The 19,472-nt window shown below is 67.6% G+C and carries 16 protein-coding genes, 1 tRNA gene and 2 pseudogenes; 7 read left to right on the forward strand and 12 right to left on the reverse strand.

The features are described 5' to 3' along the window. Positions 1-9 precede the first annotated feature (9 nt). The 3 genes and pseudogenes from SD626R_RS12475 to SD626R_RS12485 form a co-directional block, all read right to left on the reverse strand. Complete coding sequence (locus tag SD626R_RS12475; RefSeq protein ID WP_092566669.1) at positions 10-1,491, reverse strand: acetyl-CoA hydrolase/transferase C-terminal domain-containing protein; 1,482 nt, start codon at positions 1,489-1,491, stop codon at positions 10-12. A gap of 37 nt (positions 1,492-1,528) precedes the next feature. Further along, positions 1,529-1,819: pseudogene (locus SD626R_RS12480) on the reverse strand (MaoC family dehydratase); the annotation flags it as partial. Positions 1,820-2,283: 464 nt separating this feature from the next. Beyond that, a complete protein-coding gene (locus SD626R_RS12485) occupies positions 2,284-4,188 on the reverse strand; it encodes an ABC transporter ATP-binding protein (RefSeq protein WP_092566670.1) in 1,905 nt (634 codons plus the stop codon). A gap of 969 nt (positions 4,189-5,157) precedes the next feature. Here SD626R_RS12485 and SD626R_RS17525 point away from each other — a divergent pair. Further along, a pseudogene (locus tag SD626R_RS17525) lies at positions 5,158-5,529 on the forward strand (phosphoglucosamine mutase); the annotation flags it as partial. Between the two features lie 3 nt (positions 5,530-5,532). After that, positions 5,533-5,814: a sensor histidine kinase gene (locus SD626R_RS17530; protein ID WP_394324704.1), complete on the forward strand. Its 282-nt coding sequence runs from the start codon at positions 5,533-5,535 to the stop codon at positions 5,812-5,814. A gap of 206 nt (positions 5,815-6,020) precedes the next feature. Here the strand turns inward: SD626R_RS17530 and SD626R_RS12495 are convergent. Beyond that, positions 6,021-6,093: transfer RNA gene (locus tag SD626R_RS12495), tRNA-Arg, on the reverse strand. A 299-nt stretch (positions 6,094-6,392) separates the two neighbouring features. Between SD626R_RS12495 and SD626R_RS12500 the strand changes: the two genes are divergently transcribed. From SD626R_RS12500 to SD626R_RS12515, 4 genes are all read left to right on the forward strand, one after another. Beyond that, entirely contained in the window at positions 6,393-7,943 is a 1,551-nt protein-coding gene (locus tag SD626R_RS12500) for a PAS domain-containing protein (protein ID WP_092566671.1), read from the forward strand. Positions 7,944-8,021: 78 nt separating this feature from the next. Then, positions 8,022-8,495 carry a ribosomal protein S18-alanine N-acetyltransferase gene (gene rimI / locus SD626R_RS12505; protein ID WP_092566672.1) on the forward strand — a complete coding sequence of 158 codons (474 nt, stop codon included), beginning with the start codon at positions 8,022-8,024 and terminating at the stop codon, positions 8,493-8,495. A gap of 75 nt (positions 8,496-8,570) precedes the next feature. Next, the gene (gene pepF, locus SD626R_RS12510) at positions 8,571-10,370 is read left to right on the forward strand and encodes an oligoendopeptidase F (RefSeq protein ID WP_092566673.1); all 1,800 of its coding nucleotides are present in this window, start codon (positions 8,571-8,573) and stop codon (positions 10,368-10,370) included. A 491-nt stretch (positions 10,371-10,861) separates the two neighbouring features. Beyond that, complete coding sequence (locus SD626R_RS12515; protein WP_092566674.1) at positions 10,862-12,031, forward strand: aminopeptidase; 1,170 nt, start codon at positions 10,862-10,864, stop codon at positions 12,029-12,031. Positions 12,032-12,074: 43 nt separating this feature from the next. Here the strand turns inward: SD626R_RS12515 and SD626R_RS16905 are convergent, their stop codons facing one another. From SD626R_RS16905 to SD626R_RS12525, 3 genes are read right to left on the reverse strand one after another with little or no spacing between them, the layout of a single operon-like run. Beyond that, the gene (locus SD626R_RS16905; protein ID WP_158298335.1) at positions 12,075-12,230 is read right to left on the reverse strand and encodes a hypothetical protein; all 156 of its coding nucleotides are present in this window, start codon (positions 12,228-12,230) and stop codon (positions 12,075-12,077) included. Positions 12,231-12,273: 43 nt separating this feature from the next. Continuing rightward, complete coding sequence (pheT, locus tag SD626R_RS12520; protein ID WP_092566675.1) at positions 12,274-14,010, reverse strand: phenylalanine--tRNA ligase subunit beta; 1,737 nt, start codon at positions 14,008-14,010, stop codon at positions 12,274-12,276. Continuing rightward, the gene (locus tag SD626R_RS12525; RefSeq protein WP_092566676.1) at positions 14,010-15,518 is read right to left on the reverse strand and encodes a phenylalanine--tRNA ligase subunit alpha; all 1,509 of its coding nucleotides are present in this window, start codon (positions 15,516-15,518) and stop codon (positions 14,010-14,012) included. Before SD626R_RS12525 ends, pheT begins: the two co-directional genes overlap by 1 nt. Positions 15,519-15,704: 186 nt before the next feature. Here SD626R_RS12525 and SD626R_RS12530 point away from each other — a divergent pair, with 186 nt between their 5' ends. Beyond that, positions 15,705-16,010 carry a HalOD1 output domain-containing protein gene (locus tag SD626R_RS12530; RefSeq protein ID WP_092566677.1) on the forward strand — a complete coding sequence of 102 codons (306 nt, stop codon included), beginning with the start codon at positions 15,705-15,707 and terminating at the stop codon, positions 16,008-16,010. 24 nt (positions 16,011-16,034) lie between these two features. Here the strand turns inward: SD626R_RS12530 and SD626R_RS12535 are convergent, their stop codons facing one another. From SD626R_RS12535 to SD626R_RS12555, 5 genes are read right to left on the reverse strand one after another with little or no spacing between them, the layout of a single operon-like run. Beyond that, the gene (locus SD626R_RS12535) at positions 16,035-16,751 is read right to left on the reverse strand and encodes a M48 family metalloprotease (RefSeq protein WP_092566678.1); all 717 of its coding nucleotides are present in this window, start codon (positions 16,749-16,751) and stop codon (positions 16,035-16,037) included. 60 nt (positions 16,752-16,811) lie between these two features. After that, the gene (locus tag SD626R_RS12540; RefSeq protein WP_092566679.1) at positions 16,812-17,462 is read right to left on the reverse strand and encodes a MinD/ParA family ATP-binding protein; all 651 of its coding nucleotides are present in this window, start codon (positions 17,460-17,462) and stop codon (positions 16,812-16,814) included. Beyond that, positions 17,459-18,271 carry a DUF7857 domain-containing protein gene (locus SD626R_RS12545; protein WP_092566680.1) on the reverse strand — a complete coding sequence of 271 codons (813 nt, stop codon included), beginning with the start codon at positions 18,269-18,271 and terminating at the stop codon, positions 17,459-17,461. The genes SD626R_RS12540 and SD626R_RS12545 overlap by 4 nt, the downstream gene beginning before the upstream one ends. 52 nt (positions 18,272-18,323) lie before the next feature. Further along, entirely contained in the window at positions 18,324-19,112 is a 789-nt protein-coding gene (locus tag SD626R_RS12550) for a DUF7856 family protein (RefSeq protein WP_394324703.1), read from the reverse strand. Further along, positions 19,109-19,447 (reverse strand): DUF7855 family protein, encoded by a 339-nt coding sequence (locus SD626R_RS12555; protein ID WP_092566681.1) that lies wholly within the window; start codon positions 19,445-19,447, stop codon positions 19,109-19,111. The genes SD626R_RS12550 and SD626R_RS12555 overlap by 4 nt, the downstream gene beginning before the upstream one ends. Between the last annotated feature and the right edge of the window lie 25 nt (positions 19,448-19,472).

Below are 19,472 nucleotides of genomic sequence, written 5' to 3' on the forward strand. Positions count from 1 at the left end.
GTCGCTCGCTTACAGGTCGACGCCCATTTCGCGCCCCATCGGAGCAGCACCGGACTCTTTCGACACTCGCTCGCGGTACTCCTCCAACTCGGAACTGTACGCCGGATCGGCGATATCGACGAGTGCCGCCGCCCGCTCTCGGAGTGACAGACCGCGCAGGTCTGCCACTCCGTGCTCGGTGACCACCACGTCGACGTCGTGGTCGGTATGGTCGACATGTCCAGTTGCGGGAACGATCCGCGAGATATCGCCGTCTGCGGCGGTCGCGGGCAGCGTGATAATGCTTAGACGGGCGTTCCGGACGAAGTCGCCGCTGCCGCCGATCCCGTTGAGTACGTGTGTGCCACCGATGTGTGTCGCGTTGGCGTTACCGTGGAGATCGACCTCGACGGCGCTATTAACTGCTGCGACGCCGAATCGATCGATGGGTCCCGCGGCATTCGAGACGGCCCCCGGGCGGAGGACGACCTCTTCGGCGTATCGACTGACATCCTCGAACAGCCGGTCCTGTCCGTCTGCCGACAGCGCTAACGACGTGGCGCTCGCTCCCGCCAGCCGGCCGGCGTCGACCATGTCAAGGAGTCCGTCTTGGATGACCTCCCCGAAGTAAACAAGCGGTCGGTCGCCGATGTCGAGTTCCGTAAGCGCGCTCATCAGCGCGTTTCCGAGGCTTCCTACCCCGAACTGGAGCGTGACGGCGTCAGAGAAGAGCGGATTACGGGCGATCTCGGCGGTGAGAAACGTCTGTAAATGGGCGGCTATCGCCTGGTCGGTGTCGTTGGGGTCGCGGAACTCGTACGGGTCGTCGCGGCGGTTCGTCCGGACGACGGCTGCGAGGTCGTCTGGATCGAACCGGATTGCGGGGGAGCCGATCCTTTCGGCTGGAGTCGAGAGCGGGATCGGACCCCGGGCCGGTGGGTCCGCGCGGGTGTACACATCGTGCACCCGCGAGAGGTCGAGGGGCTGTGCCGTGTTCACTTCGACGATGATCCGGTCGGCAGCCCGAACGAACGCCGGCGTGTTGCCGACCGACGTCGTCGGAACGAGCCAGTCTGGCCCGACTGCGACTGCCTCAACCACCGCCACGCGCTCGCCGCGCACTCCTGCTCTGAGCCCGTCGAACCGAACGTCATCCGCCACGTCGGCGATGTGTCTGTCGTGGAACGCCACCTCGCCGGCGTTTATCGCGTCACGAGCCGTAGGGCGGGTCTGGAACGGGTATCGGCGGTCCATGTCACCGCTCTCGACGAGTGCCGTGTCAATCTCGTCGCCGACGCCGCCGCCGGGAATCACCGTTAACCACCGGTGGTCGCCGGCCGCGATCATCTCCGGCACCGACTTCGGGTAGCCGACACCGCCGAAACCGCTGACGAACAGCGTCGCCTCCTCGCCGACGGTCTCGGCGGCCGTCGCGGCGTCAGCCGTCGGGAGATCGCCGACGATCCGTGCGGCCGGGATCGGGTTCTCTCGTGTAGGTGGGGTGGTAGTCATCTGTCACCTCCGACCACCGGTCGGATCGTGTGAGCGCTCATCGGAGGTCCTCCGGCTGCGTGCCGACCTCCTCTGGCCACCCAGCTGGGCGCTCGGCGGTCGGCTGGGCGTCAGCTCGCTTCAGCACTATCGGCGTCCGCTCTAAGGAAAGAACGAGCTCTCCGTTCTGGTTGTACGCGCGTAGTTCCGTCGTGACGATGCCGACGTGGTCACGCGACTCAGATTCCCGTTTTGATAGCACTTCGGACTCCGAGAATATCGTATCACCGTGGAACACGGGGGCGTGATGGGTCACGTCGTCGTACCCCAGGTTGGCAGTCGCGTTTGCGCAATCACTTGCCGGTGAACCGGGCTCGTGAGCTCCGCGCCACGCTCACCAGACGTTTTGCACCAAACGACACTGATGGGAACAAAGAGCGCAGTGAGCGGTCACAGCGAGACGCGTATGCAGAGGACACGCCGCTGACGTGGGTGTTTGGCGACCATCCAGAGGCGAAACTGGTTGCGACCTTCCTCAGCGAGCCACAGACCACGCTTGATGTCAGTGACCTCAGACAGCTCAGTGGCGTGGACGATGAGGCTGCCTTAGAACGTACACTCGCGCAGCTTGAGCGTCATGACGTCATCGTCTGTGATCGGTCTGGCGAGGAGACAGTTGCGTGTACGGTCAATGAGGGTTCGCCATCGGTTGAACAGCTCCGTCAGACTGAGCAGGTGCTGCTTAGTGAGTGGCATAATCACTGAATCCGCCATCAAGCATGTCGGAGGACACAGCGGGATCCTAGCTGGGCGTCAGTCGTCAGCAGCAGAAGCCTCAGCCTGCCCCTGCCAGAGATTCGCATATGTTCCCTCGCCCGCAACCAGTTCTTCGTGATTGCCCTGCTCGACTATCTGACCCTGATCCATGACAACGATCTCGTCTGCGTTCTGAATCGTTGAAAGCCGGTGGGCAATGATGAACGCGGTCCGCTCCTCGACCAGCCGCTCAAGACTCTCCTGGATCAGCTCTTCAGTCTCCGTATCAACATCCGATGTGGCCTCATCAAAAACGATGATCTCGGGGTCATTGAGCAGTGCCCGGGCGATAGCGAGGCGCTGCCGCTGCCCGCCCGAGAGTTTGATACCTCGCTCGCCGACTTGCGTGTCGTATCCATCGGGGAGATCTTCGATAAACTCGTCAGCCGCGGCGGCTTCAGCTGCCCGCTCAACCCGAGCGCGGGCGCTTGTGTCAGGTTCCTCCGCCCACTCGGCCTCAAGTGTCTCGCGGTCGCCGTACGCGATATTCTCCGCGACAGTCCCCGAAAACAGGTATGGATTCTGTTCAACAATGGCGATAGCGTCTCGTAACGACTGTAGATCATACTCCCGGACATCAGTCCCGTCAACCCGGACTTCTCCGTCATCGACATCGTGGAACCGAGGAATGAGTTTCAGGAGTGTTGACTTTCCGGCCCCAGTCGCCCCAGCAAGGCCGATTGTCGTCCCCGCCGGCACATCAAGCGAGACATCATGAAGGACAGGCTCGCGGTCCCCGTAGGCGAACGTAACATCTTCGAACGTGACCTCCCCGTCAATCGACTCAGGAGTGTGCGGCGAGTCGGGACTCGTAATAGTTGGCTCACGGCCGAGCAACCCGAACACGCGCTCGGCACTGGACTTCGCAAGCTGGTACTTATTTGCTGACTTCCCGACCCGGCGCATCGGCGAGTACAGCCGCCGCAACAGAAGGAAAAAGAGCGCGAACCCACCAAGGGTCAGCACCCCTGCCTCACCGGGAACGCCGGTGATGATATCAGTGCCACCGATGTAAAGAACGAGGACGAACACGACGCCGGTTAACAGCCGTAGCGTCGCAAAGAATCCACGTCGGATTTGTAGCGCCGCAACCTTCTCGTCGTGGTACGCTTCGCTCTGCTCAGCGACCCGACTCTGCTCAAAGCCGTACCGGTCGAACGCCTTAATCACCGCAGCGCCCCCCAGGTTGTTCTCAAGCCGCGTGTTCAGTCGAGCGACGGTCTCTCGAATCGACTTATACCGGGGCTCGATCCAGGTGAGAAACTGACCACTAGCCAGTCCGATGACCGGGACTGGTGCAAGCGCGATGAGCGCCAACTTCGGTGAGTATGTCCACAGGATGATCGCAATCCCACCGACCGTTGCGACCACGCGGATGAGTTGTCGGAACTCCGTGTTCAGGAACTGCTCAAGCCGATTAATATCGCTGTTGAGGATCGACATCATACCGCCGGTCTGATGATCGGCGAAGAAATCCATCGAGAGCCGCTGGAGATGGTCGTACGTGTCGTTTCGCAGATCACGCTGAACCTTCTGGGCAGTCGCTTGAAGCAGATACCGTGACACAAACCGAGCGAGCGACCGGACCAGATACGCAAGCACCGCGATGAGTACGAGCTGTTCGAGCACCGCGAGGCGGGCCGCTTCGCCGGTGATCTCACCTGGCGGCAGCAAGCCCACGTCGGTCAACAGTCCCGCGTCGGCCGAGCCGCGGATCGCTCGATCGATGGCAGCTGCGACGACAATCGGTGGGACCAGTCGGGCAAACCTCGTGAGGAACGCGGCAAGCACGCCGAGCGTGAGGGTCGGCCAGTAGCGTTTAGCGTAGCCGAGCAAACTCACCATCGGGTGGCCGTCAACGTTCTCCCGAGCGTGTTCAAACCCGCCGTGGTCGTCTGTCACTACATTTGATAGCGTGCTCGCGCACAAGTATCCGATGACATGGACGTGTTGAACCGCTCAGCTGTATACGGAAGCATCGGCAAGCTCCGTGGTTGACAGCATCGTTGTTGCTACTGCTGTATTGAATAGCGGTTGTTGAGTGCCGGCCTATCGGCACCAACTTCGAGACCATACAGTTCACCAGATGACGAGTCGATTCATATCTGCTTTGTCCACCCAATCACCGCTATTCAACAGAGCAGTCGATACAGCGTCTCAAGCCGTTCTTGACGTTCACTAGTCAACGGGACGAGAAAGAGTCTCGATACAACGCTCGTTGGACAGCTTATGCGCTGGTCAACGCTTTCAGCTCTGAGAAGAACGTCTCAAAAATGCCAAACAGTCCGTTGAGAAACTCAATATCGCCAGAACCAAGACTCTCAGCGGCAGCCACTCCGGTGAATAACAGTAGTACCATGCTTAGGACAAGTACTGACTGAATTTTCTTATTCATATCTACCAAATATGAGCGGAATAATAAGTAATTATCCCCCAAGCAGCGAGATCGCCTCTGCAAAGTACGAACCTATAATTCTCTGAGTTTGTCTAGGTCACAACACTGCTTGATGAATTCGAGGATGTCGATTTCCATACCAAATTCGATTTCCTCGGCTTAACCCTTCTAAATCGACGATATCGGTGGATAAAATCGCTGTTCAACACAGCAATCTGAACCGGTCTTCGGAGGATTGCTCGTCATCATTGGGGTCTTTGTCATACTCACTATGATCGGAACCACTGTCAGCGAATATCAACCGGTACTCAGAGAATCTACGTGATTGTCGCTCTAATGTTTGAGTGAATATACCACAATCAGCCGGTTGCTGTAAAAAAAACAATATCAGAACGTGCTCTCTTAGAATGTCACCCCGAAGTTCTACCCGACAGACAGATCCGAAGAACCTTGCCATGTTGAACAGAAGCGGCGGTATGTTTGGAACTAGCGGCGTACGGGGCCGCGTTGGCGATGAGGTTACGGCCGCTCTCGCACTCGATATCGGACGAGCGCTTGTAACCGACGGTGCACAGACGGTCGTCCTCGGGCGCGACGCCCGCAAAAGCGGGCAGACATTGAGCCGCGCCGTCTCAGCCGGGGTCACGGAGTGTGGCGGCAACGTGATCGATGTCGGCGTCCAGCCGACTCCGACCGTCGCGCGGACTGTCGTCCGCGAAGAGGCCGACGCCGGTGTTGTCGTTACCGCTTCACATAACCCGGCTCCAGACAACGGGATGAAGCTCTGGGCGGCAGATGGACGGGCGTTCGGTGAAGACGCAAACGCTCGCATTACGGAACTCGTTGAGAACCTGTTTCGAAACGCGACTGAGCACGGCGGCGAAGACGTGTCTATCACTGTTGGCGAATTGGACGACGGGTTCTACGTCGAAGACACCGGTTTGGGTATCCCGGAAGACAAACAGCAAGCCGTGTTTGAGGCGGGCTACTCAACCGCTAAAGACGGAACTGGCTTCGGATTGACCATCGTTACGCAAGTGGCGCAGGCTCACGGGTGGAGCATTCGCGTAGCTGATGGTCCCAAGGATGGGGCGCGGTTTGAGATCACCAATGTCGAATTCATCGCTGAATAGATTTGTATACTCGATTGGGGGATCGGGATGCCTGACTCAAACGAGTGAGGAGAGCGAGTCAATCAGCAATTGATTTTCTCTATCCCAGTCCAGAGGGCTGTACGCGAACCCCACTGATACACCTATACAGTCATCTGTCGAAGGAAAGCACGCGTCTCAGACTATCGCGGCGTTTACCCCGGTGCAGTCATGCAATTAGAACGATACGGGCGCGACGGGATTTGAACCCGCGGCATCTTGGTCCGGAACCAAGTGCTCTGTCCGCTGAGCTACGCGCCCTCACGACCGGGTATCCGCGGCGCGCGTTTAACCCTTCTGACTCGGTGCGTCGAGACCGCTCGACGGCGGCCGCCCGTCATCGCCCGAAGCCGCGCTGCCACCGAGCTTCGTCGTCCGTCCGAACGCGTCACGACACCTCCGTCTCCCCGACGCCGTCACCGCACAGACGCGCCCGCAGTAGCGCTCGCGGCTCGCCGTTCGCTGTCTCACCGTCCCCGGATTCTCCAGGTGATTATCTTGTTTGATACCCGCGGCGCGGGGGTTTATACCCGCCCGTCCGTAGCGTGGACAGAACGCCTGTGACCCTCCGTCCCAGCGATCGATCGTCCGCCCCGCAGAGCGACGCCTCGGGAGACGAGGGGGAGCGAACGCCCCCGGATCGGCGCCGCTCGACCACCGACGGGGGATCAAGCCCCGATCCGACACCCGAATCCCCGGTCGACGCGGCGGACCGTCCGGCCGCGGTCGATCCCGGTCCCGACCGGTTCGTCGCGGCCGTCGCCGTCGACGGCGAGGTGCTGTTCGCAGGCCCGTCGGTGCCCGCGGTGCTCGGCGTCGATCGCGAGGCGCTGCTCGGCGACGACCTGCTGGAGCGCGTTCACCCGAACGACCGCGACCCGGTCGCCGACGCGCTCTCGGCGGTCGCGACCGACCGGACCGTCACCCACCGGATCCGGCACGCGAGCGGCGGCTTCGTCTGGGTCGAGTCCGTCGTCGACGAGGAGCTCGCGCCGGAGTTCGGCGGGCGCGTCGTCACCGCGCGTCGGGTCGACGTCGACCGCGCCTTCCCGGAGCGGTTCCGGCAGTTCCTGGAGTACGGCACCGACCTCGTCACCGTCGTCGACGCCGACGGCCGGGTCAGGTACGAGAGCCCGTCCGTCGAGGAGGTGCTCGGCTACGAGCAGGGGTCGACCGTCGGTCGGTCGCCGCTCGGCTACGTCCACCCGGACGACCGCGAGCGCGTGACGGAGCGGTTCTACCGCGCGCTCGCCGACCCGGAGGCGGCGCCCACCATGGAGTACCGGTACCGCACCGCCGACGGCGACTGGGTCTGGCTGGAGTCGCGGACGCGGCCCCTCCCGGACGACGTCGTGGTCGGTCGCCTCCTCGTCAACTCGCGGGACGTGAGCGAGCGGAAGGCGCGCGAGCGCCGGCTCGCCGACCGCAACGAGCGGCTCGACCGGTTCGCCGGCATCGTCTCGCACGACCTCCGGAACCCGCTGTCCGTGATCCGCGGGTCGATGGAGATGGCGCGGCTGAAGGGAGACACGGACCCGCTGGAGCGCGGCGAGCGCGCGGTCGACCGGATCGACCGGCTCGTCTCCGAGTTGCTGACGCTCGCTAGGCAGGGGTCGGGGATCGACGAGCCGACCGAGTTCGACCTCGAAGGGGTCGTCCGCGACGCGTGGGCGACCGCCGGGAGCGGGGACGCGACGCTCGTCGTCGGCGCCGACGCCCGGGTCCGCGGCGACCGCGGGCGCCTGCGGCAGGCGCTGGAGAACCTGTTCCGCAACGCGGTCGAACACGCCTGCGAGGCCGACGCCGACCTCACGGTCGCCGCGAGCGCGACCGATGAGGGGATGATCGTCGCCGACGACGGCCCCGGGATCGACCCGGCGCACCGCGAGGAGGCCTTCGAACCCGGCTTCACCACCAGCCCCGACGGGACGGGGTACGGCCTCGACATCGTCCGCGAGATCGTCGAGTCGCACGGGTGGACCGTCGAGCTCCGCCCGAACGCCGACCTCCCGCTCCCGCCCGAGGCGCCCCGCCTCGACGGCGCCCGCTTCGCAATCCGGGCGCCCGACCCCGGCGCGGTCCCGGAGACGGAGCCGTGGATCGACGGCTGAGGCGGCGGATCGTCCGGTGACCGCCCGCGGGTCCCGCCGTCCCGTCGCGTTTATTTTTCCCGCCCGCCAATCCCGACCGTGATCCCCGTCGACGCCGCGATCCGCCGGGTCGAGCGCGCGGACCTGCTCGCGGTGGTGCGGATCGAGCGGGCGTGCTTCGCGGACCCGTGGCCGTACGACGCCTTCGAGCGGCTGCTCGACGAGCCGGCGTTCCTCGTGGCCGAGCGCGACGACGGGATCGTCGGCTACGTCGTCGCGGATTCCACGCCGAACCACGGCCGCGACATCGGCCACGTCAAGGACCTCGCGGTCCACCCGGAGGCGCGGGGGGAGGGGCTCGGACGGGGGCTCCTCCGATCGGCGCTCGCGCGGCTCCGCGGGGTCGGCGTCGCGGTCGTGCGCCTGGAGGTTCGCGAGAGCAACGCGGTCGCGCGGTCGCTGTACGCGGACGAGGGGTTCGAGCCGGTCCGCCGCGTCTCGAACTACTACCGAGACGGGGAGGACGCCATCGTGCTCGTCGTCGACCTCGGCGAGTGGGCGACGGAAGCGTGATCGCTCGCCCCGCTCGCGCCGCCGCGAGCTCCCGCGTTTGACAAGGCTTAGTGCGCCGGGCCCGAACCGATCGGTATGAGTTCGGTTCCCGAGCGGGCGGAGATCGACGAGGCGTACAAGTGGGACCTTCAGGGCATCTACGCGGACGACGAGGCGTGGGAGGCGGGCTACGAGACGGTCGCCGACCGCATCGACGAGCTGCGCGACTACGAGGGGCGCGTCACCGAGGACGCCGCGACCCTCCTAGAGCTGCTCGAACTCCGCGAGGAGATCTTCCGCGAACTCCAACAGGTGACGACGTACGCCCGCCTCCGCAGCGCCGAGGACACGCGGAACCAGGAGTACCAGGCGATGTCCGCGCGGGCGTCCTCGCTGGGCTCCGAGGCGTCGAGCGCGCTCTCGTACCTCGAACCGGAGCTCCAGACGCTCACTGAGGACGATGTCGAGGAGTTCCTCGACAGCGAGCCCGCCTTAGCGGCGTACGAGCACTACCTCGACGACGTGTTACGGATGAAAGCCCACACGCGCTCGGCGGAGGTCGAGGGGGTGCTCGCCGACCTCTCGGAGGTCACCGACGCGCCGAGCGAGATCTACTCGATGCTGACGAACGCCGACATGACCTACGGCGTCGTCGAGGACCCCGACGGCGAGCCGGTGGAGATCACGCAGTCGAACTTCACGAAGCTCCAGACGAACCCGGACCGGGAGTTCCGCGAGCGCGTCCACGAGACGTTCTACGAGCAGTGGGGCGACGTGCGCAACACGGTCGGCACCGCGCTCGAAAAGGCCGTCCGCGAGCACGCGACGAGCGCCGAGATCCGCGGCTACGACTCCGCCCGCGCCGCCGCGCTCGACGGCTCGAACGTCCCCGTCGCGGTGTACGACACCCTCGTCGAGACGGTCGACGATAACCTCGGCGTGCTCCACCGGCACGCCGACCTGAAGGAGCGAGCCCTCGGCGTCGACCAGCTCGAGAGCCACGACTTCTACATGTCGCTGACGGGCGACCAGGGGCCGGATGTCGAGTACGACCAGGCGGTCGAGTGGGTGACCGAGGCGGTCGCGCCGCTCGGCGACGCGTACCAGGAGCGGATGGCCGAGGGGCTCGACTCGCGGTGGGTCGACGTCTACGAGAACCGCGGGAAGCGCTCCGGGGCGTTCTCGTCGGGCACCTACGACACCCAGCCGTACATCATGATGAACTACCAGGACGACATCGCCTCGCTGTTCACGCTGGCCCACGAGCTCGGCCATTCGATGCACTCCGAGCTGGCCGGCGACGCGCAGCCGTGGCACGACGCGAGCTACGAGATCTTCGTCGCGGAGATCGCCTCCACGGTCAACGAGACGCTGCTCACCCACCACCTGCTCGACACCGTCGAGGACGACGAGCTCCGCACCCACGTGCTCGACGAGTACCTCGAACGCTTCCGCTCGACCCTCTTCCGGCAGACGATGTTCGCGACGTTCGAACAGGAGATCCACGAGCGCGTGGAGGCCGGCGACGCGCTCACGCCCGACGCCTTCGACGAGATCTACGCCGACCTGAAGGGCGACTACTACGCGCCCGCCGAGCTGACCGGCGGTATCGAGCGCGAGTGGGAGCGGATCCCGCACTTCTACTATAACTTCTACGTCTACCAGTACGCGACCGGCATCTCCGCCGCGGCCGCGATCGTCGAGCGCGTCCTCGACGAGGGCGAGTCCGCCGCCGCCGACTACCGCGAGATGCTGCAGGCCGGCGGCTCCGACTACCCGCTCAACGTCGTCGAGCTCGCCGGCATCGACATGGCGTCGCCCGAGCCGATCGAGTCCGCCGTCGGGATATACGACGACTACCTCGACGAGATCGCGGCGCTGCTCGATCTTGAGTAGTCCGTCGGCGGCGATCTGACTGACGCTCTCTTTTATACACGGAACTGCGGTGGCGCGTGCCTGCGAGGCCGCTTCGCGGCCGAGCAGCACGCGCGAGGGAGTCGCTGGCTCCCGGAGCGAAGCGAAGGGTGCCAGCGACAGGGCGAGAGCGAAGCTCTCGCTTGAAACCGGACTACGTCCGGTGACGAGGCTGGGGAGGCGTGAGGTGCGGTTGCTGTGCGGTTGGATGGTACTCAAGGGGCAGTCGCGATCGGCGAACCTCGGCGACCCAAGCACCGCAGGGAGTGAGCGAAGCGAACGACTGAGGAGCGCAGCGAGCCGCGGGAGCCGAGCGCGACTGGGGCTTTGGCGGTGTTCTTCGCCGATTCCCGAGGAGTTACTCATAGATAGGCGACCGACGCGTCGTCGGAATCCGTCGCCGTGACGTCGACCGATTATAAATAATCACCATCCCGGCACCGATTTACGCTTCCCCGAACACACACGGCGTAATGGACGAACGCGTACGCGAGCACGCCGCGGTGCTCGTCGACTGGAGCGCGCGGGTCGAGGCCGGCGACGACGTCGTCGTCAGCGTCGCCGAGGACGCCCACGATCTCGGCGTCGCCGTCGCCGAGGCGCTCGGCGAGCGCGGGGCGAACGCCACGACGCTGTACGGCTCCGACGAGCTGTCCCGCGCCTATTTAAAAGGCGCCGAGACGAGAGCTGACGGTGACCGCAACGGCAACGACGTCGACGACGACACCGATGGAGTCCCCGACTTCGACGACGATCCGGCGGTCGACCGCGCGCTCTTCGAGGCCGCCGACGCCTACCTCCGGATCGGGGGCGGGCGCAACACCACCGCGGCCGCCGACGTGGCGAGCGAGACGCGGCAGGCGTACGCCACAGCCAGGAAAGGCGTCCGCGAGGCCCGGATGGACACCGACTGGGTGTCGACGGTCCACCCGACTCGCTCTCTCGCCCAGCAGGCGGGGATGGCCTACGAGGAGTACCGCGACTTCGTGTACGACGCGGTGCTTCGCGACTGGGAGGCGCTCGCCGACGAGATGGCCCAGATGAAAGACGCCCTCGACGCCGGCGAGGCGGTCCGGATCGTCACCGAGCGCGACGACGCCCCCGACACCGACGTGACGATGTCGATCGCGGGTCGCACCGCGGTCAACTCCGCGGCCTCCGTGGCGTACGACTCTCACAACCTCCCGAGCGGCGAGGTGTTCACCGCGCCGTACGACACCGAAGGTGAGGCCTTCTTCGACGTGCCGATGACGATCGACGCGACCCGCGTCCGGGACGTACACCTCGTCTTCGAGGCCGGCGAGGTCGTCGACTTCTCGGCCGAGGCCGGCGAGGACGCGCTCGCCGGCGTCCTCGACACCGACGCGGGCGCCCGGCGGCTCGGCGAGCTCGGAATCGGGATGAACCGGGGGATCGACCGCTTCACCGACTCGATCCTCTTCGACGAGAAGATGGGCGACACCGTTCACATGGCGGTCGGCCGGGCCTACGACGCCTGTCTCCCGGAGGGAGAGTCCGGGAACGACAGCGCGGTCCACGTCGACATGATAAGCGACGTGAGCACCGACTCCCGAATGGAGGTCGACGGCGAGGTCGTCCGGCGGAACGGGACGTTCCGGTGGGAGGGGGAGTTCGGGGAGTAGCTCTCGCCGGCCACGACTGCCCGACGGCAGCGCCGCCGAACCGCTACCGCGCCGGCGACCGCCCGGCCGCATCGACGACCGTCGTCGCGTCGCGCACCGCCTCCCACTCCTCCGCGCACGGCACGCAGAGGTAGTAGGCGAACCCGTCGACGTCGTGGTGTGAGACCGACGCGTCCTCGCTGCAGCGTTCGCAATTCATACCCGACGGATACGCGAAAATAAATATATGCCTTGTGGTCAAATTATCGGAGCGCGTCGAGGTCGAACTCGAAGGCGGCGACCGGGACCTCCAAGTCGTGCTCGACGAGGACCGCGGGATGCACCTCGCCGATCACGCCGACCCGTTCGCCGTCGATCTCGACCGCGGCGGTCCGCCCGTCGATGAACGACGGATGCTCGGTGCGGGGCGTCTCCAGCTCGGCGCCGAAGTCGTCGCACACCGCCTGCAGGCGACCCTTCGCGGCCTCGTAGGAGGCGTCGCGCCGGGCGACCGCGCCGGCGACGTGGCGGCGCTCGGCGACGCTCGTGTTCGCCGCGTCGTCGCGCTCGGCGACGAAGCCGACCTCGGCGACGTCCTGCGGGTACGCGTTGTGCGTGTTCCGCTCTAACAGCATGACAAGCGAGGGGAGCGCCCACGTGCGGAGCTGGGTGTACTCCTCGCTGTACGGCTCGGTGATCTCGACGGGGTCGCCGCCGCCGACGACGTCGCTCCCGGGCTTTAGGTTCATCCGGTCGTAGTTCTCGGTCCCGCTCGTCATGTGGAAGTTGAGCAGGTCCTCGAAGCCGAGCCCGACGAGGCTCGTCCGGACCGCGTCCTCCAGCCGAGAGCGCTCGTGGCGGCCGCCGACGGTCCCCACGTCGGGGTAGCGCGGCTCCAGTTCGTCGAAGCCGTACGCGCGCCCCACGTCGTCGACGAGGTCGAGGGGGTGGAGCACGTCGACCCGGTACGGCGGAACTTCGACCTCGTACGTCACGTCCTCGTCGAGGGTGTAGGCGGCGTCGAGCCCGGCGCGCTCGAAGCAGTCGACCACCTCCTCGGACTCGAAGTCGACGCCGAGCAGGGTCTCGATCCGGTCGTGGGTCACCGACTTCTCGTCGGTGTCGAAGTTCGGGCGGACGAGCTCGGCGCCGTACTCGTCGGGGGCGGCCGCGCCGTCGGCGTAGTTCACCTCGACCTCCTCGATGGTCGCGCCCCGCGCCGAGAGGGCGTAGCAGACGATGTTACACATCCGGTCGATCGTCCACTGGTCGGTGCCGGTGAGCTCGACGAACAGCTCGCGGGAGCCGGTCGTCACCTCGGTGCGCTTCCCGTTGATGACGGGCGGGAACGAGAAGAGCCCGAGCTCGTCGTAGATCGCGGGGTAGCGGTCGAGGTCCTCGACGAGGTCGGCGTACGTCCGGCCCGTGTCGTGCTCCTCTAACACCGCGGCCGGGGTCAGCTCGTCGTTCGCGTCCAGCGGGACGAACGCCTCGCCGTCGGGCTCGACGCCGCGGTAGGTGATCGACGGCTCGGACCCCTCCTGGAGCGGCGCGCCCTTGATCATCGCGAGGTCGTGGATCCCGATCGCGCCCTTCGCGCGGCCGCGCCCCATCGTCGCGTGCAGCTTCTCCTGGAGTTGGATGAGGGATTCGAGCGCGCCCTCGTCGAGGTCGACGCCCCGGATCACGGCCCCCGTGACGTAGGGGCGCTCGTCGGGGACCGTCTCGTCGACCTCGATCGTCCACTCGGGGTCGTTCGTCTCGGGGACGTAGACGCCGCGGTCGTCGCCGTAGTGGTAGCGCAGCGAGCGCGCCACGCCCTCGACCGAGAGCCGGTCGAGCCGGTCGGGCGCGAACTCGAACTGGAGGAGCCCGTCGTCGGTCTCGCCCTCGAACTCCAGGCCGAGCCCGAACAGGTCCTCTTTGAACTCCGCGTCGCTCGTATCGGTGCGACCCGTCAATCCGCGCAGCTCGTCGGTGTCGATGTCGACGACGGGCATCAGTAGCTCACCTCCGCGTTCCGCAGGAACTCGATGTCGGCCAGCGTCCCGTGGAGGTCGCGGATGTCCTCCGCGCCGGTCGTCAGCATGGCGAGCCGTTCGAGGGCGAGCCCCCACGCCATCACGTCGCAGTCGACGCCGAGCGGACCGGTGACCTCCTCGCGGAAGACGCCGGAGTTCCCGATCTCGATCTCCTCGCCCGTCTCGGGGTGCTCGCCGAACAGCTCGAAGGAGGGCTCGGTGTAGGGGTTGTAGTGCGGCTTAAATCGGATGTCCGTGATCCCGAACTGCCGGTAGAACTCCTCGAAGGTCCCCATCAGGTCGCGCACCGAGAGGTCCTCGGCCATAACCCACCCCTCGATCTGGAAGAACTCCAGGAGGTGCGTCGGGTCGAGCGTGTCGTTGCGGTACACCTTCTCGACGGAGAAGTAGCGCTGCGGGGGATCGAGCTCCGCGCCCGCGATCCCGGAGAGGTAGCGCATCGACAGCGAGGTGGTGTGGCCGCGGAGGGCGACCTCGCGGGCGAACTCCTCGGACCACGGTGAGTGGTAGCCGTCGCCGTCCTCGCCCCACCCCTCCCGGTGGGCCGACTCGACCCGCCGGATCAGCTCCTCGGGGATCTCGTCCATCGGGTCGACGTCCAGCGCGAACCGGTCCCAGTGGGTCCGCGCCGGGTGGTCCTGCGGCATAAACAGGCAGTCGTTGATCCAGAAGTCGCTGTCGGCGTGGGGACCCTCCATCTCTTGGAACCCCATGCCGACCAGCACGTCCTTCACGCGGTCGGCGGTCCGGCGGAGCACGTGTTTCCGCCCGCCGCGCGTCGTCGGCGCGTCGGCCTCGACGTTGTACTCGGAGAACTCCACGTCGCGCCACTCGCCGCTTGCGAGCAGCTCGGGGGTAAGCTCCGAGACGGTCTCGGTCGCCTCGACCCCCGTCATCAGCGCGTCGACGCCGTCGTCGGTGAGCGTCACTGACCGGGTGACCGACTCGCCCCGGTCGACGAGCCCGCGCGAGTCGAGCTGTTCGAGGACCGCGTCGTCGGCCTCCGGGGTCTCACCGTCGGCGAGCGCCGCGAGCGCGGCCGCCTCCGGGTCGGCGTCCGGCTCGGCGTCGGGATCGACGGTCAGCTCGCCCGCGTCGATCGCGCCGAACCCCTTGCGCGCGAAGTTCGAGAGCGCGATGTCGACCGCGGGCCCGTCGAGGTCGGCCTCGCCGATGACCCGCCCCATCGAGACCGCGGACTCGTCGGCGTCGAGCGCGAGCCCCGCCCGGTGGAGCCGCGTCTCGGGGAGCCCGTCGTCGACGTAACGTCGTCCCTCGTCGGTGAGGTCAAGCGTCTCGGCGGCGGTCTCGACGACGGACAGCAGCCCCTCGTCGCGGAGGTCGAAGGCGGCGCCGACGACCGTCTCGGGCTTGAGGCCCGTCTCCGTCGCGATCTCGTCTATCGTCCGTTCGTCCGTCGCGCTCGCGGCCTCGAGGACCGCGAGCTGTCGTTCCGGGAGTCGCATTCGAGTTGTCTCCATACGCGTGTGGCTGGTTGGTAACGGTTCCGGCACGTCGCCGTCACGGGACGGCGCGTGGCGGTTCGGCTCCTCCCCTACCGTCCACACGCCGCTAACCCGCCGAGGCGCCCGATTATCACATTCAATTAGCGGCGGCGAGCGTTTATATATGACCCCGGAGAGGAAGAAGGTATGAGTAGTGTTCCGACGAGCGCTTCCGACGCCGGCTCGTTCCGCGGCGCGGTCCGCGTCGCCCACGGCCCCGACGACCGATCCCCGAGCCGCGCGGTCGTCGAGGCGCTCGCCGACCTCGCCGGCGTCGAGCCGACCGCACTCGCCGACGAGGCGGACATCGTCCTGTACGACCACGTCGACTCCGACGCGCTCGACTCGCTCGTCGGGCGCGGCCCCGACGGCGATATTACCCTCTCGTTCACCGTCGCCGAGTACGACGTGCGGGTCGATCCCGACGAGGTCGTCGCCCGACCGATCGAGTAGCGATCCCCGGTCGCATCGACCCTCTCAGCTCCCGCCGCCCGCCCGTTCTCGAAGCGCCGCGATCCGGTCGCCGAGCGGCGGCTGGACCTCGAACCACGTCGACCAGTCGCCCGTCTCGGGCTCGACCCCGTGGAGCGCGGCGGCGCGCTCGAAGGCGTCGGCGACGCGCCCCGCGCCGACCGCGTCCGCGGCGCGGCCGTCGGCCGCGTACTGTACCCGCCGGCCGACCCAGAACGCGGCGAGCCCCACGGCGACGAGCGACGCGAACCCGGCCTGAAACGGCACGGTAACCGTCACGACCGCCGCCAGCACCGCGAGCACCGCCGCGACCGCGACCGCGCGGAACTCGCCGTAGTACGTTTCGACGCGTCCCGCCTCGGCCGCGAGGAGGCCGATCGCAACGTCCTCGTCGAGGTCGTCGAGCACGCCCTCTGTGACGAACAGAACTCGCCTGCCGGGCGGGCCGCGGACGCCGACCTCGACCCGCCCGATCCCCGTGCTGTCCTCGTCGGTCGTCGATCCGTCGGCGGCCTCCTCGTCTCCCGCCCCCCCGTCGTCGGTCTCGATCGCGACGCGCTCGACGTCGAGCCCGGCGGTCTCGCGGAGCGAGGCGAGCCGTGCTCGTTCCTCGCCGGTCGGCTCCCGGAGGTCGCGGAAGCGGTCGGCGGCGTAGAGGGGCCCGACCTCGACCGCGAGGAAGGCGACGACGGCGACGCCGACGAGGAACGCGACCGTGAGCATGACCCACGGTCCGGCCCCGACCGGGTAAAACGACCCGATGTCCCCGCGCCGGGCGGCCCGTCAGCGAGGGACCCGACCGGCCAACTCCTTGATCGCCCGCGCCGCGTCGCTGTCGGGCGCGGCGTCGACGACCGGCCGCTCCGCGGCGACGGAGCGACCCACTCGCGGGTCGGCCGGGACCGCGGCCGCCGGCGCTTCCAGCGCGTCGGCGACGGCCTCCGTCGGCGGCTCCTCAGTCACGCGGTTGACGGCGCAGCCGACGAGGCCGGCGTCGAGCTCGCGGGCGAGCTCCCGCGTTCGGACCGCGTCGGCCAGCGCGAACGCCCGCGGGGAGACGACCAGCAGGCACGCGTCCGCGACCGCGAGCGGGACGCCGGCGTCCGCTCGCCGGCCGGCCGGGCAGTCGAGGACGACGGTCCCGTGGTCCCGCTCGATCGCCGCCGTCGCGTCGCTCAGCGCCGACAGGTCGCAGGCGCGGGCGCCGGCGAGCGTTCGCCCGCAGGGGACGATGTCAACGGGACCGGCCCGAACTACCTCCGTCGGATCGGCACGTCCGGCGAGGACGTCGTGGAGGTTCGGCCCGCGGCCGCCCGGGAGGTCCGCCATGCCGAGGTCCGCGTCGACGACGACCGCGTCGAGCGCGGCGGCGACGTTGTACGCGAGCGTCGTCTTCCCCACGCCGCCCTTACCGCCGGCGACGGCGAGGATCACGCGAGTCGCTCCAGCGCGTCGACCGGGACGTCGGTCTCCGCGGCGCGCTCCGCCAGCGCCGCCGCGCGCTCGCTCACCGCCCGGAGCCGCTCCGCGTCGTCGTCGATCCGATCGTCGAGATCGGCGAGCGGGTCGACGCCGCCCGCGTCCCCGACCACCTCCGTCGCCGTCGCGACGTCGGCGCCGGTCAGTCGCTCCGCCCGGTCGATCCGGGACTCGACCGCGGCGAACCAGTCGTCGACCGAACCGGGATCCGCCCGCGCGAGCGCGCCGTCGTCGTCCTCGGTATCGTCGCCGCCATCCGCGTCATCGTCGCTCTCGGCCTCGTCGCGATCACGGTCAGAACCGCGCGCGTCTCCGGCCCCCGCGGTGTCCTCCGGGCGGTCGTTGACCTCGGGGTCCCCGTCCACCGCCGCCCGCGGCGGTCGGTGTTCGGCGAGCTCGCGGAGCGCGGCGGCCGGCGTCGAGCCGGCGTCTCTCCCGTCGGCGGTGCAACCGACGACCTCCCGAGCGGACCCGTCCGAGCCGGTCGGCTCGATCGGTTCGACCTCGGCGATCTCCACCGGCGGATCGACGGGCGGAGCCGGTGTCGCGAAGCCGAACCCGCGACGCTCGTCCGGACCTATCCGCAGGGTCACCCCGTTCGCGTCCCACCCGTCCGCCGGGACGCCGCCGCGTCGCGGCGGCAGCACCGGCGCCTCGAACCGACTCTCGATCCGCACGCGTCGCGGAACGGCGTCGTCGTTGCGCACCCGACAGCGCACCAGCGACGCGTCGCCCGCCCGGTCGACGGTCCACGAGAGATCCATACGCCGGCTGACGCGGTATCGCTGATAAACCTCCGTCCGACGCCGACCCCGATCACGAGTCGGGCGCGCTGTCCGGACGGACGACTGCCGCGTCGAGTACCGCCTCCGGCGGCTTCTCCCCGCGTTCGTCGATCCAGCTCGCGGCCTCGGCGCCGAGCGCGACAGCGGCGTCCAGATCGGCGATCCGGACCGCTGCGAGCGACGCGGCGAGTCGCGGCCCGTCGTACTCCGACGGTTCCGAGCCGGCTCGCTGCGGAGCGGCGCCGGGAACCGCCGCCAGGGCGTCGCGGAACGCCGGATACACCTCACCGGCGAGTTCGCGGCGCGCCTCTCGATGTCGGTTCCGCAGCCGGTCTTCAAGTTCGAGCCGTCGCTCGCGTCGGTCCCGAGCGCGGGTGGCCCGCTTCCGAGCCCGTTCGAGCGCCTGCTCCGCCGCGATCCGTTCGGTCTGCGCGGTCGAGAGCTCCGCCGCGGCGGACTCGAGGTCACCGAGCGCGTCGTCGGTCTCCGCCTCGACGGCTCTCCGCGCCCGGACGTCGCCGCGGAGCGCCGCGACGCGCTCCTTCAGTCGCTCCTCCTCGCCGCTCGCTTCCGCGACCCGTCGACGGGCCGCGGCGAGATCGACCGTGTCGACCTCGATCGCCGCGATCTCGTCGCAGAGCCGACCGAGATCGTCCCTCACCGACGACTCGCGCCCCCGGGACCGGGCCGCCGCCGCGAGCTCCCGACGGAGGCTGGTCCCGGTCGGTATCCGACCGAGGACCGCCGCGGGCACGGGAAACGGGGGATCGCCCGGATCCGCGGGCTCTTCCGGCGCCGCCGGCTCCGACGCGCCCGTCACAGCTCCTCGCCCTTCAATCGATCCGGGTTCGGATGCTGCGTTCCGGCCGCGAACGCGGCGTACGGCGTCGACTTCGCGTCCCGATCCGCGTACGCGCTCGCGGCCTCGCGGACTGCGTCTTCGAGCGCGACGAACTCGTTGAACGGCTCAGTCCGCTCGATCTGGACGTCGCCGCCGTGTGACTCCCGGAGCCGCACCGCGAGAAACGCGGCGTACTCCGTCGCGTCGAGCAGCGCCGCTCGCCCGAACCGCCGAACGACCGGCTCCTCATGGCGTCGACAGAGGTTTCGAAGGCCAGTCCGCGCCGCCTCCGAATACGTCACGATCAGCAGCATGAACGCGGCTGATCGGAGGGCGAAC

It is taken from the genome of Halorubrum sp. SD626R (genome assembly GCF_001261915.1).
Lineage (GTDB): Archaea > Halobacteriota > Halobacteria > Halobacteriales > Haloferacaceae > Halorubrum.

Bases quoted from the DNA above. Each gene is read 5' to 3' on its own strand.
- SD626R_RS12535 (WP_092566678.1), bottom strand. From the start codon at position 16,751: ATGCTCACGGTCGCGTTCCTCGTCGGCGTCGCCGTCGTCGCCTTCCTC.
- SD626R_RS12515 (WP_092566674.1), top strand. From the start codon at position 10,862: ATGGACGAACGCGTACGCGAGCACGCCGCGGTGCTCGTCGACTGGAGC.
- pepF (WP_092566673.1), top strand. From the start codon at position 8,571: ATGAGTTCGGTTCCCGAGCGGGCGGAGATCGACGAGGCGTACAAGTGG.
- SD626R_RS12555 (WP_092566681.1), bottom strand. From the start codon at position 19,447: ATGCTGCTGATCGTGACGTATTCGGAGGCGGCGCGGACTGGCCTTCGA.
- pheT (WP_092566675.1), bottom strand. From the start codon at position 14,010: ATGCCCGTCGTCGACATCGACACCGACGAGCTGCGCGGATTGACGGGT.
- SD626R_RS12545 (WP_092566680.1), bottom strand. From the start codon at position 18,271: ATGGATCTCTCGTGGACCGTCGACCGGGCGGGCGACGCGTCGCTGGTG.
- SD626R_RS16905 (WP_158298335.1), bottom strand. From the start codon at position 12,230: ATGAATTGCGAACGCTGCAGCGAGGACGCGTCGGTCTCACACCACGAC.
- SD626R_RS12475 (WP_092566669.1), bottom strand. From the start codon at position 1,491: ATGACTACCACCCCACCTACACGAGAGAACCCGATCCCGGCCGCACGG.
- SD626R_RS12530 (WP_092566677.1), top strand. From the start codon at position 15,705: ATGAGTAGTGTTCCGACGAGCGCTTCCGACGCCGGCTCGTTCCGCGGC.
- SD626R_RS12525 (WP_092566676.1), bottom strand. From the start codon at position 15,518: ATGCGACTCCCGGAACGACAGCTCGCGGTCCTCGAGGCCGCGAGCGCG.